Here is a 15834-nt window from a genome sequence, read left to right as displayed (position 1 = left end):
AATGGTTTTAGAGCTACTGCGTTCTGTCGTTTCACTCTCTTGTTGTTGTTCCGTACCCGAATGACACCCCAATTCAGGGTGGGAGCGGGCTTGCTCGCGAAAGTGGTGGTTCAGCCAACATCAATGTTGAATGTGAGACCGTATTCGCGAGCAAGCCCGCTCCCACAGGGGTACAGCGTCAATCAGGTGAATTCATCAGCGGGTCGACGTCGGGCGTTTCACCCACACTGGCGACAGGCTGCTGCCTGAACCGGTGACGTACAGCACGGCGGCTTCGCCGCGTTCCAGGGCCACAGGCTTGAGGTCGCCGACTTTCTTGTCGCCTTCGAACAGCGCCAGGGTCACTTTCACCGGGTTGATTTCACGTTCGCCACGGCCTTTGGCCGCCACGTTCGGAACCACTTCGGTCTTGCCATCGGCGGTCTTGAGGGTCAGTGCCTTGTCGGTGAGGTTCTGCACGCGGACCAGGGATTTCTGCTTGTTCTTGAACGGCGGCTCCTCGATCAGTTGAGGCTGGCCGCTGGCGTTGTTGACCAGGGTGTAATAGTGATCGGGGGCCAGTTTAACCGGAACGGTCTGGCTGCCGACCTTGGCGCTGTAGTCGCCGCCGGGCATGAAGCTGAAGTCACTGCTGGCCAGGGGGGCCACTTCGCTGAGGTTGGTGCTGCCGACGGTAGCGCTGACTTCGGCGTTGCTGGCGTTGTAGATCCGTACGAAGCTCGAGCCCTTCGGCGCGACTGGGCCGTACAGGGCCGAATCACCTGCGAAGGCAGACAGCGAAAGGGCGCTCATGCTGGCGACGAGGGCAACGGCCTTGAGGGAGCGAGTTGCGAGACGGCGAGGAGTAGTGTTGAAAGTCATGGTGGACCTCTCTTTCAGTTTTGCGCCCGGTCGGGCGTCTCGGATTGAGTGTTAGCTGCGACGTTCTGCTGACGAGCGCCGGCTTGTTTGAGCTCTGCGACCCACTGCGGGTCGGCGTCGCCGATTTCGTTGTTCACGGGCAGATAACGTTCAGGAAACTCCCAGATCAGCACCTGTGGCGGGCTGTTCTTGAAGGCGTCGCTCTTGAGGTAGCTGAGCATCGGCAGAATCGGGCCATGGCCGTCTTCGGCGTAGTTCACGACGTCGCTGTGCAGGGCTTGCTTGAGTGCACCGACGAAGTTCCAGTTGGGGTTGGCGCTGTAGCTGGTGCCAATCAGGGCCACGGGCACCTGGGCGTCGGCAAACAGTGCGTCGTCGCTGGCCGGCTGGTTGTCGGCTTCGCGGGTATTGCGCTTGACCAGCGGTTCCTGGGCAGGCATCAGGTTTTCGAACAGTGGGTCCAGGGGCAGGAACTGCCGCAGGTCGCCCTTGTGGGTGATTTTTTCCGCAGGCTCAGTGACGAAGCGTTGTGGCTCGCCGTTGAGCGGTGCCTTCTCTGCTATGGCCTTGGCCAGGTTTTCGGCGGCTACTTGCGCGCCTTCCGGAGTCCAGTGGGTGTCGGTGCGCAGGAACACTTGCTGGCCGCTCTGCTTGGCCTGTTGCAGCGGGCCAAGCAAGTCCGGGGCGAGGATCTTGTCTGCCGCCACGCGAGCGTGGAAATCCTGGTACAGGTTGGCGTGAATGCTCGACGGCTTCACTTCACCCAAGTGCTCTGGATACAGGCGGACCTTGGCTGGCACGATCGCCATGACCAGGGTGATGCCTTGTTCCTTGAGCTTCTGGCGCACGCCTTCGACCAGCGCGTAGTTGCCTTGCAGGTTCAGCTCTTCGTTGACGATCGGGTTGAACTCTTCGTCGCTGTACAGCCATTGGTCGCGGCCCAGCACCACGCCTTTGCGGCCTTCATTGAACAGCTTGTAGTCCAGCGCGGCCCAGATGTTGGTGCCCAGGCGCTTGATCGGGAACTCCTCGTCGTAGTGCGTCTCGACGGCTTTGGTCCAGCGACCGTTGAGCACGGTCGCATCGGGGTTGGTACTGAAGCCGAAGAAGCTGCGCGTCGACCACAGGCCCAGTGCTGTCAGGATCAGCAGGAACAGTGCGATGTAAAAGATGCGTAATGAGCGGGTCATGTTCAGATCCCTCAGAACTGGAAGTAAAGGAACGGCGAGAAGCTTTGCGCCGAGAGTTTGAGAATCGAGGCGATGAACAGCAGGAGCACCAGGGCGCGCATCGCGTAGCGTGACCAGTCCGCAGTCCAGTAGGCCGGTTGCACCTGGGCTTCGACACCCACGGTGTAGCCCGGTTCATGGATATTCGACGGGTTGTCACCCGGTACGGCTTTGATCAGCCCCGGTTGTGCAGTCGCCGGGCCGTCGGCCTCGGTGTTGACCTCAGGCTTGGTCTTGACCGGCGGACGGTTGGTGTAGAAGTCCCGCAGGCCGAAGAAGGCGAGAGTGATGTAGGCCACCACCAGCGTGGCGATCTGCAGGCCGGTGAGGTTGGCGCGGGTCAGTTCCGACAGCGACCAGTCGCCGAAGCTGAACATGGCGCCGTACATGCGACCGGCCACGTGCAGGTTTTCGGAGCGGAAAATCACCCAGCCCATGACCACCAGCAGGAAGGTCAGCGCCCAGCGGATCGGGTTGATGCTGCGTGGCGTGGTGTTGATGCCCACGGCCTTTTCGATGGCCAGCCAGATACCGTGCCAGGCACCCCAGATCACGTAGGTGATGTTCGCGCCGTGCCACAGACCGCCGAGCAGCATGGTCAGGAACAGGTTGCGATAGGTCATCAACGTGCCTTTGCGGTTACCGCCCAGGGTGATGTAGAGGTAATCGCGCAGCCAGGTGGACAGGCTGATGTGCCAGCGCCGCCAGAACTCGGTGATCGACTGGCTGATGTAGGGCTGCTTGAAGTTTTCCATGAAACGGAAACCCATCATCAAGCCCAGGCCGATGGCCATGTCGCTGTAGCCGGAAAAGTCGAAGTACAGCTGCGCGGTGTAGGCCAGGGCGCCGAGCCAGGCATCGCCCGTGGTCGGGTTCTGCAAGGCAAAGCAATGGTCGGCCACCACCGCCAGGGTGTCGGCGATGAACACTTTCTTGATGAAACCCTGCATGAAGCGCGTGCAGCCTTCAGAGAACTTGTCCAGCGTGTGGGTGCGGTTGTTGAACTGATCGGCCAGGTCGCGGAAACGCAACACGGGGCCGGCGATCAGGTGCGGAAAGATCGCCACGAACGCTGCGAAGTCGATCAGGTTGTGGGTCGCCGGGGTGTCACCGCGATAGACGTCGATGATGTAGCTGATGGACTCGAAGATGTAGAACGAGATCCCGATCGGCAACAGCACGTGGGTCAGGATGAACGGATTCAGACCGAAACCGGTGATGATCGCGTTGAGGCTGTCCACGCCAAAGTTGGCGTACTTGAAGTAACCCAGGATGCACAGGTCAACGGCCACGCCAAGCAACAGCCAGCGCTGGGCTGGTTTGGTGCGCACACCGGCGGCGCCGACTTTCAGGCCGATCCAGTAGTTCCACAGGGTCACGCCGGCGAACAGCGCCAGGAAGTCCACCCGCCACCAGGCATAGAACACATAGCTGGCCAGCAGCAACAGCAGGTTGCGATAGCGTTGCCCGCTCAAGTAGTACAAGCCGAGAAAGATCGGCAAGAACAGAAACAGGAACACATTGGATGAAAATACCATCCCGATCTCTCCATGTTGAATCAACAGTCAAGGGCCAGAGCCCCCCCAAACCCCCCATGAAAATTGGGGGGGTTGATACATTCGAAACAGACCACATTCCCTGTGGGAGCGAGCTTGCTTGCGATGACGGTGTTTCAGTCGACATCCAAGGCGAATGTCAGACCGCTATCGCGAGCAAGCTCGCTCCCACAGGTTTCCCTGCCAGGCAGGGAGAAGGGTGTCAGCTTCCTTTCTCACCTTTTTCCCGCGAAGGGTCGTACACCTTGGTCAAGTCCCCGCCGAGGCGGAACGTCTTGAACGGTTGCATTTCATGCTTGCGCTCCAGCACATCCTCGGAGCAGGTGTAGAGGCTGCAGAACGGTTCGAGCCAGGCGAATTTCGAATCGACCTTCAGGTCCTTCATGTCCTGTTCGTCGCCGTTCTTCTCTTCGAAGATGTCCGGGTCTTTCACCCCGGCCAGCACTCGGTCACCCAATCGCTTGAGGGCACCGTTGTTTTCCTGGCGCAGGTCCACACCGTTGACCTGGGCGAAACTGGCGATCATCGCCAGTGGCGGCAAGGCATAGTTGTGGTAGGACAGGGCCCGTTGCTTGCGCTTGAGTTCGTTGGGCAAGTAGCCCTCGGAATCGACCTGATTGACACCGACCTTGTATTCCTTGACGGCCCAGTCAAACAGGTCGCGGCGGTTGGTTGCCACGGAGGTGGCCATCACCGACCAGGCGGCCCAGTAGGAATGGTTGTTGGTCTTGTCCAGCGGCAGGTTGTCCCAGTCGCTGACGACCTGGTCGGCCATCCGGCTGAACCAGCCTTCGATCAGTTGAGCCTGCTCCGGGTGGTTGGCCAGTGGCTGGGACTCGGAAAACTTCAGGCGCACATAGGCCGAGGCCATGCTGCCCAAGGCCCATTTGCGCATGGACTTGCCGGTGTGGTTGAAGTCCTTGGACATCAATGCGTCGGCCTTGGCCCAGGCGGTCAACCAGTTCAGGGTGCATTCCAGTTGCTCGGGGCGACCGTCACGCATGAATTGCATCACTTGCTTGCTGACGCCACGCTCGATCTTGGTGATGTCGGCGGTGCTGTCACGGAAGGCTTTTTCCGATTGCATGTTCAGGGTTGCACGGGCCTTGTCGGAGCCTTCGTACTTGCTGCGAAACTGCAGGGAGCCGGTGTAGGGCGTCGGTGTTGCGTCGCAGCCTTGGGCAGGATCGCCCACCTTGACCTTTTCGATCGGTGCAAAGTAACCCTGTGGCGGGCGCAGCGGCGCCGCCGCCTGCGTGGCCCCGGCGAACATCGCCAGGGTCAGCAGGGACGGTGCCAGCAGCGTTTTCAACGTTCGGGTGCGCATGGTTCTGGTCATGAGACGAGACCTCATTGTCCGATTTGAGCCGTTTGTTCGGCTTGCGGAGATGCATTGCGTTTGCAGACTTTCGCCTCGACTTGCTGTGGCGCTGTACCGGCTTCGGGGCCCTGGACTTCGACAGCCAACAGGTTCTGCGAAGCCCAGTCCTCATCGGTGCGCAATTGGAAGGCGAAACGTCCGTCGGTGTCGGAGGTATCCGGTTTCTCGATCTTGATATCCTCGTGGCGCCCATTCATGTACCAGAGGGTGGCTTGCAAGGTTTTCACCGACGTGTCGGCGAAGCGGATGTCGATCTGGTGACTGCCGTTACGCAGGTCCATATTCTTGCTATTGACCATCAATTCGTTTTTGCCGGGCTTGAGGGCAGTCTTGCTGCTCATCTGCGCCGGCTTGCCTTCGCAACCGTTGTTGTCCAGCAGCGCCATCATCTGGCGGTAGATGGTTTCCTGGTCCAGGCGATACAGCGGCGAGAATTCCCAGATCAGGATCTTCGGCGGATTCTTCTGGAATTCTTCGCTGCCCAGGTACTGGATCATTGCGCCTTCCAGACCACCGCCCGGGAAGGCGACGTTGAGGATGTCGGCGCCGATGGACTCTTCCAGGAAGCCGGCGAAGTTGTAGTTCTTGCCGCTGTGACTGGTGCCCACGAGCGTGATCTGCGGGTTGCCGGAATCGCCGAACAGGTCGCCGTCGCCCGCCTCGCCTTTCGGTTCGGTGGTGAACTGGTCCATGTACTGGATCGCGTAGCTGGTACCGCACAGCTGGCCGGCCATGTTGTGCAGGGTGCCGGTCTTGCCCATGCGGCCGGACTTCTTGGTCTCGAACTCACGCTTGGGAATGTCGGCGAAGGCCGGGAGCTGCTTGACCTTCTCGGCGACGATCTTGGCGGTGCGCTGGGCGCCGTAGGGCGTCCAGTGCTGGTCGCCACGGAAGTAGAAGTCGTGGGCCGGCAGGGTTTCCGGCAGGTTTTCGTTGGTCAATGGCGACAGGTCCGGCACCACATAACCCATCTGCGCGAAACGGCCGAGCATGGTCTTGTAGTTGGTCAGAGCCTTTTCAAAGTCGAAACTGGCCTTTTCCTGCGGGTTGAGCTTGTTGCGGTTCACCAGGCCCCGGGTCGGCTGGTAGACGAGCACCAGCTCGATGCCTTTTTTCTTGAACGCATCGTGCAACTGCTGCATGCGCTGGTAGCCGGCCGGGGTGGTGGTGAATTCGGTACGCAGGTCTTCCTGGGTACGGAACAGCCAGTCACCCTGGGCCTGGACCAGCGTGGTGAAGTTCTGCTGGTAGCGCGTGGTGTAGTTCTTTGCATCATGGGCGGCAGGGCACAGGTTGCAGCATGGCTCGGCGGTGAAGCTCGGCGCCTTGATTTCGTCGGCGCGTGCGCCGCTGGTGGCGGCGAGAATGCCGGCCGTCAGGGCGGACAGGCCCAGAAGTTTGATCATCTGTGGGTTCATAAAGGTCATCCTCAGTCCCGCATTTCGGTCTGGCGTTCGACGGGGTCGATCAGCACGGCTTTCTGCTGGCGCACCAGCAGGTCGAGAATTTCATCCTGGCGCTCGCCGAGAATTCCCGAGAAGCTGATGCCGCTGGATTTGGTCGGCGCGAGCATGGACACGCGGTACAGCTCAACACTCAGGGGCGAGTCGATGGACAATGGGCCGCTGCCGTTGGCGGCCAGTTCACCACCGACCACGATCAGCGAGACTTGGGCGTCGAACGGGTCGAGCTTGATGTCCCGGTCGGTGTCGGACAGGTCCTTGATGTGGCCGTAGATACCGGTCAGGCCGTTGGCCATGGACACGTTTTCGTAGAGGCGGATGTTCACGCTGTTACGAATCCGGATACCGTGGCGCCGGTTGCTGATCACTTTGTTGTCCCACAACAGGTTGTCACCACTCTCATAGAGCGTGATGCCGTCGGTGTGGTTCTTGTAGATCTCGTTGTAGGCGATCAGGTTGTTCACACTGTTACGGTCGATCACCAGGCCCGAGAGTTTGTTGTCGTAGCTGCGGTTGTTGAAAATGAAGCTGTCGTTGACCTCACGGGAAATAATGATCCCGTGCTTTTTCTTGGTCCCGTAGACGGTGTTGTCGGCAATGATCAGCCGATGGGAACGGTCGTGGGGGTCGATGCCGTAGACGATGTTGTCTTTGTAGGTGTTGCCCTTGATGACAAAGTCGCGGGTCTCGTAGCAGTAGAAGCCGTACCACATGTCCGAGAACTCGGAACCGATGATCCAGCCGGTCGGTTCCGGGCGCTTGAGGACCTTGGCCATGTTCGGCGTGTACTGGGAAATACTCACCCCGTACGACTTACTGTTGGCGTAGCCGAAGCTGGCCATCTTGGTATTGACGATGTAGGTCTCGGTACCGCCCCACGACAGTAGGAACGGACGGAATTCCTTGGGCGAGCGGAACGTGGCAGGGCCATTGTCCTTTTCGCGCCAGCCGGTGACCTTGGTGTCGCGGATGAACATCTGGCCATCGTTGACCAGGAACGCGCCGCCCTCCTGGGACAGGCGCAGCTCTTGGGTCTGTTTGTCGATTTCCAGGATGCCTTTCTGGCCGACCACGATCGGAATCTTCGCCAGGTAGACACCTGGCGAAGTTTCGATAATGTACTTAGGCGCCTTCTTGGCCAGATCCTTGAGGTTCATGTAGCCGTCGTCGAGGAAGATGGCCTGTGGGATGCCGTGCTGTCGCACCACCCACTCGGCCATCTTGTTGTCGCCGCCGATGAAGTCCTTCAAGGCGTTTTCCTGCATCATCCGGCGCACACTGATCTTGCCGGGCTTGGTCCGCACGATTTTCTTCGCGGCCGCTTCGGCGGTGAAGCCGGTGAGGTCGGGCAGGGTCGGCTTGGCCAGTTCCAGCGGTGCGGTCGGTGCAGTGCTGACGGTGTAGGTCTTGGCTTCTTGCAGTCCCTTGACCACGTTGCCCGGCTTGACCACCGGTTCAACGTTGGCGAACGCCGGCGTGCCAGCCAGCAGCATGGCTGCGACCAACAGGCTGATCGAACCTTTCATCGCCTGGCTGTTCCTGAGGTAGCGGTTCATATCGGGCACTCCCATGGTCATTCGCATCAGAAGCGCCAGATCACGTCGACGAAGGCGCGATGCATGTACGAATCGACCTCTTTGCCGTAGGCGTCGCCTGGCTTGAACACACCACCACGAAAGCGCACCAGCGCCGACGGCTCATCGATGGACTGGCTCAGTGCGGCCGGCAGCAGGCCCTGCTTGAAGTACTTGGTGACCACCAGGTCGACTTCCTGGCCCAGGTCCTTGTTGCCGTCATTGAGCGGCAGGGCCGAGGTGGACAGGATTGCGCCCGTCACGTCGTCGGTATCGTTTTCCACGGCGTTGATGCCGTTGCTGCCCACCGGCTTGTTGCCGTCCACGCGCCAGAATTTGTGGTACACGAGGCTGGCGTCGTATTCGTCACGCAGCTGCCAGGAACCGAACAGGCTGGCGCTCTGGGTGTTGGCCATTTCGCCCCGGAAGGCTTCGCCGAAACGGTGGACCCGCGAGCGGGTACCGGTGAAGTTCGAGCGGTTGCTTTGCAGGCCGTTCTGTTGGTACTCGTCGCTGGCGCGGGAATAGGCTGCACCGACTTGCCATTGCGGGTCGAGACGCAGGCGGATACCCAGGTCAGTGGCCCAACCGTCCACGTCGTCGCTGTGCTTGGCTTGCGCTGGGCGCGTGCCGTCGGCGTTGAGCGGGTTGACGGTGTCGCGCTCGCCGCTCATGCCGGTAATGCTGGCCCAGTAGTTGACGGTGTTGGTGTTGCGCCAGTTATAGGCGTCGCTGTTGGCTTCCAGGCCCAGCCAGGAAATGTCGCCGTTCTGGGTCTTGTCCAGGGTGTCGGTGGCTTCGCCCGGGGTCGGGTAATCAAGGCTGCCATTGTCATGGGAGTGGTGGGCGCGGATACCGGCCCATTGACCTGGCATCCACTGGTAACCCACGTCGCCGTAGACGTGCATACGATCCTTGTCCTTGGGGGACAATTCCTTGAGGTCGGTGCGGTATTCGCTGAAACGTTCGGCAACGCCGAGGTTGGCGCGCAGCAACGTGGTATCGAAGGTCCAGTTCAGGGCCTCGATGTTGGTGTCGCGCCATTGGCCGTCGTCGTTGCGCAGGCGCTGGCGACCGAACTTCAACATTTCGCCCGGGTAAGGGGTCAGCCCACGGTAGCCAATCCAGAATTCGCGCATCGCCAGGTAGCTTTTCTTGACTTCGCGATCGCCGCTGTCGGTTTGCTGGGTGTTGCCATCGGACTGTTGCAGGGTATCGGTCTCGATGATGTCGGTCGACGTGACGGCCTGGCCCATGGCGTAAGCGCTCCAGGCACCGCTTTCGCCATAGATCCAAGGGCGCAGGTCCAGGCCGACACCGTTGACGTCGCCACCGCTCTGGGTGCCGAGGTCGCGGTCATCTTCGGACTGGCCGGTGATTTTCACTTCCAGGCCGAAGTTCTTGTCATCGGTCAGGGCCGCCAGGGTCGGGCAGGACCACAGCAGGGCAAACGACAGGCCAATACCGGCCTGCACAAAAGGATTGAGCTTCAAAGGCTTCATAGAGGTTCCTCGCCGTCATCTTCTTTTAGGGCTTGCAGTTCCAGCGTATCGGGGCTCATGGCACCACGAATGGCCTGCTCCTGTTGTAGCAGACGCTGGGCTTGTGCAAGCTGCTCCGGCGGTAATTGTGCTTCGAGGGTCTGGGCAAGCTCAGTGGCCTGCGGAGTGTTCTGGACCTTGGCCAACTGGCTGAACACATACGCATTGACCGGGTTTGGCTTGGTGCCTTTGCCCTGGGAGAACAGCTGGGCGATGGCAAAGTCGGCGCTGTTCTGGCCGTTGCGGGCGGCCTTGAGCAGGTGGTCCAGGGCTTTTTGCGAGTACACCTGGCCCAGGTAACCGCGGCGATAGATCTGGCCGAGGTAGTAATCGGCGGCCACTTCGCGGCCAACAGCTTTCTGGAAATGCGCCTCGGCGACCTTGGCGTCAGCCGGTACCCACTTGCCTTCATAATAGAGCTTGCCCAACAGCAGTTCGGCACGAGGCTGGTCGGCGGCGCGGCCGTTTTCCAGGTACTGCATCATCTTGTCGACGTCGCCCAGTTCGGGGAAATCGTAAAGCAGTTGCGCCAGGCTGACCCAGGCAGCGGGGTAGGCGGGGGCGATCCCTTCGAGCAACGACTGGGCGGTCTTTTCGTCTGTCTTGCCCAGGCTGGCATCGGCCAGTACCCGGGCGACGCTGTCTACGCGTTGAGCGGAGACCACGCCAGCGCTGTGACCGGCCTGCATCTGCTTGAGCAACTCGGGCTGCTGTTCCGGCTGGCCACGTTTCTGATAGACCGTGGCCAGTTCGACGTAGCAGATGTCGGTGGTGGTCAAGGCGGCCTTGCAGACCTTCTCCACTTCGTCCAGGTGCTGGTCGTAGGTGCCTTGGGTGCGATACAGCAGAATCTGCGCCAGGCCCGCTTCCGGGTAACCGGCGCTGCGCCATTGGCTGATCTGCTGCTGGGCATTGATGTTCGGGAAGCTGTGGGGATATTGCAGGTACAGCATCGCCAGCGGGATGAGGGTACCGCCTTCACCGTTGGCGAAGGCTTTTTTCAACAGGCCTTCGGCTTCGTGTTTTTCAGCTTCGGTGGAGCCGGGCTTGGCCACCAGCAGGCGACCCAGGCGAGCCTGGGCGCGTGGCGAGATACCGGCCGCGGCGCGGTAAGTCGCCTCGGCTTTTTTCATCTGCTCGGGATCGCGGCTGTCCACCTGAATATCGGCCAGGCCGACCTGGGCTTCGCTGTAGCCCAGGTCTGCCAGTTGCTGATAATTCTGCTGTGCCATGGCTGTGTCGCCGCGCTTGAGCGCTTCGTTGGCCAGGCGCTGGTCGGGCAAGCCGGCGCAGCCGCTAAGGCTGACTGCCAGTGCCAGTGCGCACATCGCAAACCCGGTGTGGGCATTGCGCGAGCAAGCTCGCTCCCACAGGGTCTGCGGCGTGGTCAGGATTTTTGTAATGGTCACGGGCATATCCTCGACTTAACGACCGACGGCCATGGCTTTGTCCATCAGCCAGCCCAGGTTAGGGCCACGGTCGCTGTTGACTTCTACTGGACGGCCGGACAGCGAGCTGTCCAGCGGTTCGTCGGGCTTGATCAGCACACGGATATCGGAGGACAGGTCGGCGCTCTTCAGGCTGGTGCTGCTGACGATCTTGCCGGTGCGAATGGTGTCTTCGCCGGCAACCTGGAAGCTGACCGGGGTGCCTGGACGCACGTCGCCGAACTGGCGATAGGAGAAGCGCGCCTCGACGTTGGCTTCAGCGCCACGAGGAACCAGTTCGAAGATCACGTCACCCTTGCTGGCGTACTGACCGTTGGACACCAACTGCTGGGCCACGATGCAGTCGCACGGAGAGGTCAGGGTGCCGGTCATTTGCTTGCCGAACAGTTCCTCGACCTTGGCCGGTTGCAGCTGGTTGTCGTCCAGATGACCCTTGAGCACGTCGAGCATGCTGGTGCTGAACGTGGCCAACGGGGCGCCCTTGGCGGCCACGCCGTCAGCCTTGACCAGGCTCTGCACGGTGCCGTCGCGCGGCATCGTAATGGCCATGCCCGGTACGTTCACCAGGCCCGCCTGGGCGTGGCTGACGAAGTACATGCCGTACACCGACTTGAAGATGAAGCCGAATGCCGCCAGGCCGACGAGGAAAATCGCCAGGCTGAAGGTCACGGCCCGCAGGCGGCCCAGGGCGCTCATGCCGCCGGTTTGGTCCTTCTGCTTGCGCGCCTTGGTGAAGTTGTCGCGCTGCAGAGTCGCCAGCACGTCGCCGACGCCGACGATGTCGCCGGCCAGGTGCGAAGTGATGATGTGGCGCAGTGTCGAGATGTCCCGAGGCTCCAGGTTCTGGAACTGGCAACCGGTGCGACCGGTCTCGCGGTCGTAGGAGCGGATCTGCAGTTCCACGTCCATGGCCAGGCCAAGGTTGTCGATCACGAACTGCAGGCGACCCTTATAGGACTCGCCGACCTTGAGCGGCATCTGACCGGCGTTGAAGCACAGGCCGCCAGCGGACAGGTCCAGGACCTTGACTTCCATAGGCGTACGGTCGGGGCCGAAGAAGCGCAACTTGGCCGGGATTTTCACTCGGGCGTGTTGGCGCTGGGCTTCGGATTCATGCACTACGTTGACATTCACGGCGGTGTTCATAGGGGCGATTTCCTAGTTAATTCATTCAAGTCCGGTCAGACCATCGTCAGCAGCACGGCGACAAAAATGCTACCGGCGGAGAAGGTCATGGTCCGAGACGACCAAGTGTTGAACCAACGTTGAAAGCTGGCGAGATCACGGGTCAGTGAGGTGGGCTGGCGGGTCCAGGACTGCTGGTCAAGGCGGAAGAACACGTAGATCTTCACCAACGCGCCGACGATCTGGTTGTAATAGAGAATCGCCGGGTAGGCAGGCCCGATCTTGTGTCCGGAGCACGACAGCAACAGGGTCAGCAGCAACCGGGTGATGCCGATCCACAGCAGGTACACCAGGATGAACGCGGTGCCGTACTTGAAGCTGGCGATCAGTGCCACGGTCAGGCCCAGCAGCGAGGTCCACATCGACACGCGCTGGTCGAACAGCACCACCGAGGTAAACAGGCCCAAACGCCTCATGCCCAGGCCAAGTGCCCGGGAGTTTTGCCGCAGGTTGTTGCCGTACCATCGGAACATCAGCTTGCGACTGGCCTTGATGAAGCTCTTTTCCGGCGGGTGCTCAACGGTGTTGATCGCCGCGTCAGGCACGTAGAACGTGTCGTAACCCAAGCGCATCAGGCTGAACCAGCTGGACTTGTCGTCACCGGTGAGAAACTTGAAGCGACCCAGGCGCCAGTGTTGCAGCGAGTCGCTTTCCACGTCGGCGATGAAGTCCGGGTTGGTTACCACGGTGGCGCGGAACACCGACATCCGTCCGGTCATGGTCAGCACGCGCTTGGACAGGGCCATGGAGCACATGTTGATGTGACGCTGGGCGAAACGCAGTTTGTGCCATTCGCTCATGATGTAGCCGCCGCGAACTTCGCAGAACTCGTTGGTGGTCAGGCCGCCGACATTGCCGAACAGCTGGAACCACGGCACGGTCTTGCGCACCACGCCTTCGGCGAGCACGGTGTCGCCGTCGATCACGGCCACCACTGCACGGTCGTCGGGCAGGTGGCGGGAGATCGCGCGGAAACCATAGGCCAGGCCGTCACGCTTGCCGGTACCCGGAATGCGCACGAAGTCCAGCTTGACCCGCTCTGGCGGGTTCATGCGGGCCCAGAGGCTCTTGACCAACAATTCGTCGGACATTTCCACGATGGAACAGACCACGGTGGTGGGCAGCTCGCAATCGATGGCCTCGCGAATCACCGAGCTGTAGACCTGGGCGGTGGTCAGCGCGTCGATCCGGAAGCTGGTCACCATCAGGTACACGTGGGACGGATCCGCCGCCGTGCCCAGCTTGCGTACCTTGCGGCGCAGATGCGGGTAGACGATGTACAGGAAGATCATGCCGCGCACGAAATGCGTCGCTCCCATGGAGTAACGCCAAATGCCCACGGCGCCGATCAGGAAGATAAAGTCCTTGGATTCGGCGTCGAACGTGGACGCAGGCAACGCCGTGGCGATGCCCATCAATAAACTCAAGTAAAACAGCCAACCGGCGGCCTGAAGCAGGCCGTGCTTTAGCCTGTGCATAATCTGCATCCGTCTCTATCTCGGGCGGGCCTTGTGGGCGGCCCGATGGGTTAAGGCAGGCGAAAGGCCGGCCGGGGCCAAGCCCCAGCCGGCAAACAGATTTACCAGCAAATGCCTTCGGTCCGGCCACTCGGGTCGGTGGCCTTGGACATGAAACCGACCAGGTCAATGACCTGCTTGCCTTCCGGTACGTTCTCGGTCAGCGCGCGGAACTTCTCGTCGCGGTTGCCCAGGATGATGATGTCGGAGCTGTCGATCACTGCGTCGAAATCGGCGTTGAGCAAGGACGAGACGTGAGGAATCTTCGACTCGATGTAATCCTTGTTCGCACCGTGGACGCGGGCGTATTCGACGTTGCTGTCGTAGATCTTCAGGTCGAAACCCTTGCCGATCAGCATTTCCGCCAGTTCCACCAGAGGGCTTTCACGCAGATCGTCGGTGCCGGCCTTGAAGCTCAGGCCCAGCAGGGCGACCTTGCGCTTGTCATGGCTGGAAACGATGTCGAAGGCGTTCTGCACCTGGGATTCGTTGCTGCGCATCAGCGAGTTGAGCAGTGGCGCTTCCACGTCCAGGGAGCCGGCGCGGTAGGTCAGGGCGCGGACATCCTTGGGCAGGCACGAACCGCCGAAGGCGAAGCCTGGGCGCATGTAGTACTGGGACAGGTTCAGGGCCTTGTCCTGGCAGACCACGTCCATCACGACGCGACCATCGACGCCGACGGCCTTGGCGATGTTGCCGATCTCGTTGGCGAAGGTCACCTTGGTGGCGTGCCACACGTTGCAGGTGTACTTGATCATTTCAGCGACGGCGATGTCTTTGCGGATGATCGGTGCATCGAGTTCTTCGTACAGCGATTGCAGAACGTCGCCAGAGGCTTTGTCGAACTCGCCGATAACGGTCATCGGCGGTTGGTCGTAGTCTTTGATCGCGGTGCTTTCGCGCAGGAACTCAGGGTTGACCGCGACGCCGAAATCAACGCCGGCTTTCTTGCCGGAGCAGTCTTCGAGGATCGGGATGACCACGTTTGCCACGGTGCCCGGCAGTACGGTGCTGCGGACCACGATGGTGTGGCGGGTGGTCTTTTCGCGCAGGACAAAACCGATCTCGCGGCACACCGCTTCGATGTAGTTCAGTTCCAGGTCGCCGTTCTTTTTGCTCGGTGTACCGACACAAATCATCGACAGGTCAGTATCGCGAATCGCTTCGGCGAAGTTGGTAGTGCCGCGCAGACGACCTGTTTCAATGCCTTGTGCCAACAGCTCGCCAAGACCCGGTTCAACGATCGGCGATTTACCCGCGTTGATCATGTCGATTTTGTCTTTGGCGACATCTACGCCAACTACATCATGGCCCCGTGCAGACAGGCAACCGGCACATACTGCACCGACGTAACCCAAACCAAATATGCTAATGCGCATCGCATTTCCCTCTGTTTTCATGCCATTGAATGGCCGGAGTTAATAGTGTTCAGCGGTCATCGAGCACTCGGAAGTGTGGAATGCAGGCGCCACAGTGCCGTGTGCAGGCATACTAAGTTCCGAGTGTCTAAATAAGTGCACTCAAGTTGTGCGCAAAGCGGCCTAGTTGTTATGACCTGCCCTGTTATGCAGCCAGTCCTCGTTATCAAGAACGCTCGTGCAAAAAATTCTTCACCTCTGATCCCTGGCAAAAAGCCCACAAAATCAGAAGCTTGTGTGCTCGGGTGAGCACGTTATAGGGGCGCAGCCTTGGCCTTGTAGGGGATAGTAATGGTGCGTTATCTCCTGTCCTTTATAAGATGGATCCAAATAGGCGACCGTTTCGCTAAATTGCCATGACAACTCGGTTACTTAGATCGGCGTCCTATGTAAGTCATCTCTTACACGCTCGGCGAGAATCGTTACGGGTGGTATGAGCCATGCATTTCGACATAGTTCCGATCCGCTCATCGCCATTTTCGAAATTTTTCGAAATATTTTGAAAGATGGCACTAGTCTCAGGATGATGGCACTTACCGTTTCATCCTTTATAAATGGGGAGTTAGGAAGGGTAGATGTTTATGTGCCACTACCGATAAAAAATTTCTGTGCCACTACGCAAAAAACTGACGAGTGTCGAGTGAAAGAAAAGTTAGCGAAC

General features: G+C 60.1%; 11 protein-coding genes. All 11 read right to left on the bottom strand.

Going from position 1 to position 15834, the window contains the following annotated elements; genetic code table 11:
• Window positions 1–195 precede the first annotated feature (195 nt).
• Window positions 196–861 (bottom strand): alginate O-acetyltransferase AlgF, encoded by a 666-nt coding sequence (locus CD58_RS23425; RefSeq protein ID WP_025215376.1) that lies wholly within the window; start codon window positions 859–861, stop codon window positions 196–198.
• A gap of 14 nt (window positions 862–875) precedes the next feature.
• Window positions 876–2051 (bottom strand): alginate O-acetyltransferase, encoded by a 1176-nt coding sequence (locus CD58_RS23420; RefSeq protein WP_025215375.1) that lies wholly within the window; start codon window positions 2049–2051, stop codon window positions 876–878.
• An 11-nt stretch (window positions 2052–2062) separates the two neighbouring features.
• Window positions 2063–3628 carry an MBOAT family O-acyltransferase gene (locus CD58_RS23415; protein WP_025215374.1) on the bottom strand — a complete coding sequence of 522 codons (1566 nt, stop codon included), beginning with the start codon at window positions 3626–3628 and terminating at the stop codon, window positions 2063–2065.
• A 220-nt stretch (window positions 3629–3848) separates the two neighbouring features.
• The gene (locus tag CD58_RS23410; protein WP_025215373.1) at window positions 3849–4973 is read right to left on the bottom strand and encodes a mannuronate-specific alginate lyase; all 1125 of its coding nucleotides are present in this window, start codon (window positions 4971–4973) and stop codon (window positions 3849–3851) included.
• Between the two features lie 23 nt (window positions 4974–4996).
• Window positions 4997–6445, bottom strand: coding sequence for an alginate O-acetyltransferase (locus CD58_RS23405; protein WP_025215372.1), 1449 nt, complete (start codon window positions 6443–6445; stop codon window positions 4997–4999).
• Window positions 6446–6456: 11 nt separating this feature from the next.
• Window positions 6457–8046, bottom strand: coding sequence for a mannuronan 5-epimerase AlgG (algG, locus tag CD58_RS23400; RefSeq protein ID WP_025215371.1), 1590 nt, complete (start codon window positions 8044–8046; stop codon window positions 6457–6459).
• A gap of 26 nt (window positions 8047–8072) precedes the next feature.
• Window positions 8073–9557: an alginate export family protein gene (locus tag CD58_RS23395; RefSeq protein WP_025215370.1), complete on the bottom strand. Its 1485-nt coding sequence runs from the start codon at window positions 9555–9557 to the stop codon at window positions 8073–8075.
• Between the two features lie 5 nt (window positions 9558–9562).
• Window positions 9563–11020: an alginate biosynthesis TPR repeat lipoprotein AlgK gene (gene algK, locus CD58_RS23390; protein ID WP_038436716.1), complete on the bottom strand. Its 1458-nt coding sequence runs from the start codon at window positions 11018–11020 to the stop codon at window positions 9563–9565.
• Window positions 11021–11029: 9 nt separating this feature from the next.
• Window positions 11030–12199, bottom strand: a complete 1170-nt coding sequence (locus CD58_RS23385; RefSeq protein WP_025215368.1) for an alginate biosynthesis protein Alg44 — start codon at window positions 12197–12199, stop codon at window positions 11030–11032.
• Window positions 12200–12234: 35 nt separating this feature from the next.
• Window positions 12235–13716 carry a mannuronan synthase gene (gene alg8, locus CD58_RS23380; protein ID WP_404942645.1) on the bottom strand — a complete coding sequence of 494 codons (1482 nt, stop codon included), beginning with the start codon at window positions 13714–13716 and terminating at the stop codon, window positions 12235–12237.
• 101 nt (window positions 13717–13817) lie between these two features.
• Window positions 13818–15134: a nucleotide sugar dehydrogenase gene (locus tag CD58_RS23375; protein ID WP_025215366.1), complete on the bottom strand. Its 1317-nt coding sequence runs from the start codon at window positions 15132–15134 to the stop codon at window positions 13818–13820.
• Between the last annotated feature and the right edge of the window lie 700 nt (window positions 15135–15834).

Origin of the sequence: Pseudomonas brassicacearum (assembly GCF_000585995.1) — a bacterium.
Lineage (GTDB): Bacteria > Pseudomonadota > Gammaproteobacteria > Pseudomonadales > Pseudomonadaceae > Aquipseudomonas > Aquipseudomonas brassicacearum_A.
Note: the sequence above shows the minus strand (reverse complement) of the source record. Positions and strands in the feature narration are given on the sequence as shown.

What these genes read in the sequence shown, in the direction of transcription:
- CD58_RS23425 (WP_025215376.1), bottom strand. Translation starts at nt 861, where the DNA reads ATGACTTTCAACACTACTCCTCGCCGTCTCGCAACTCGCTCCCTCAAG.
- CD58_RS23420 (WP_025215375.1), bottom strand. Translation starts at nt 2,051, where the DNA reads ATGACCCGCTCATTACGCATCTTTTACATCGCACTGTTCCTGCTGATC.
- CD58_RS23415 (WP_025215374.1), bottom strand. Translation starts at nt 3,628, where the DNA reads ATGGTATTTTCATCCAATGTGTTCCTGTTTCTGTTCTTGCCGATCTTT.
- CD58_RS23410 (WP_025215373.1), bottom strand. Translation starts at nt 4,973, where the DNA reads ATGCGCACCCGAACGTTGAAAACGCTGCTGGCACCGTCCCTGCTGACC.
- CD58_RS23405 (WP_025215372.1), bottom strand. Translation starts at nt 6,445, where the DNA reads ATGAACCCACAGATGATCAAACTTCTGGGCCTGTCCGCCCTGACGGCC.
- algG (WP_025215371.1), bottom strand. Translation starts at nt 8,046, where the DNA reads ATGAACCGCTACCTCAGGAACAGCCAGGCGATGAAAGGTTCGATCAGC.
- algK (WP_038436716.1), bottom strand. Translation starts at nt 11,020, where the DNA reads ATGCCCGTGACCATTACAAAAATCCTGACCACGCCGCAGACCCTGTGG.
- CD58_RS23385 (WP_025215368.1), bottom strand. Translation starts at nt 12,199, where the DNA reads ATGAACACCGCCGTGAATGTCAACGTAGTGCATGAATCCGAAGCCCAG.
- alg8 (WP_404942645.1), bottom strand. Translation starts at nt 13,716, where the DNA reads ATGCACAGGCTAAAGCACGGCCTGCTTCAGGCCGCCGGTTGGCTGTTT.
- CD58_RS23375 (WP_025215366.1), bottom strand. Translation starts at nt 15,134, where the DNA reads ATGCGCATTAGCATATTTGGTTTGGGTTACGTCGGTGCAGTATGTGCC.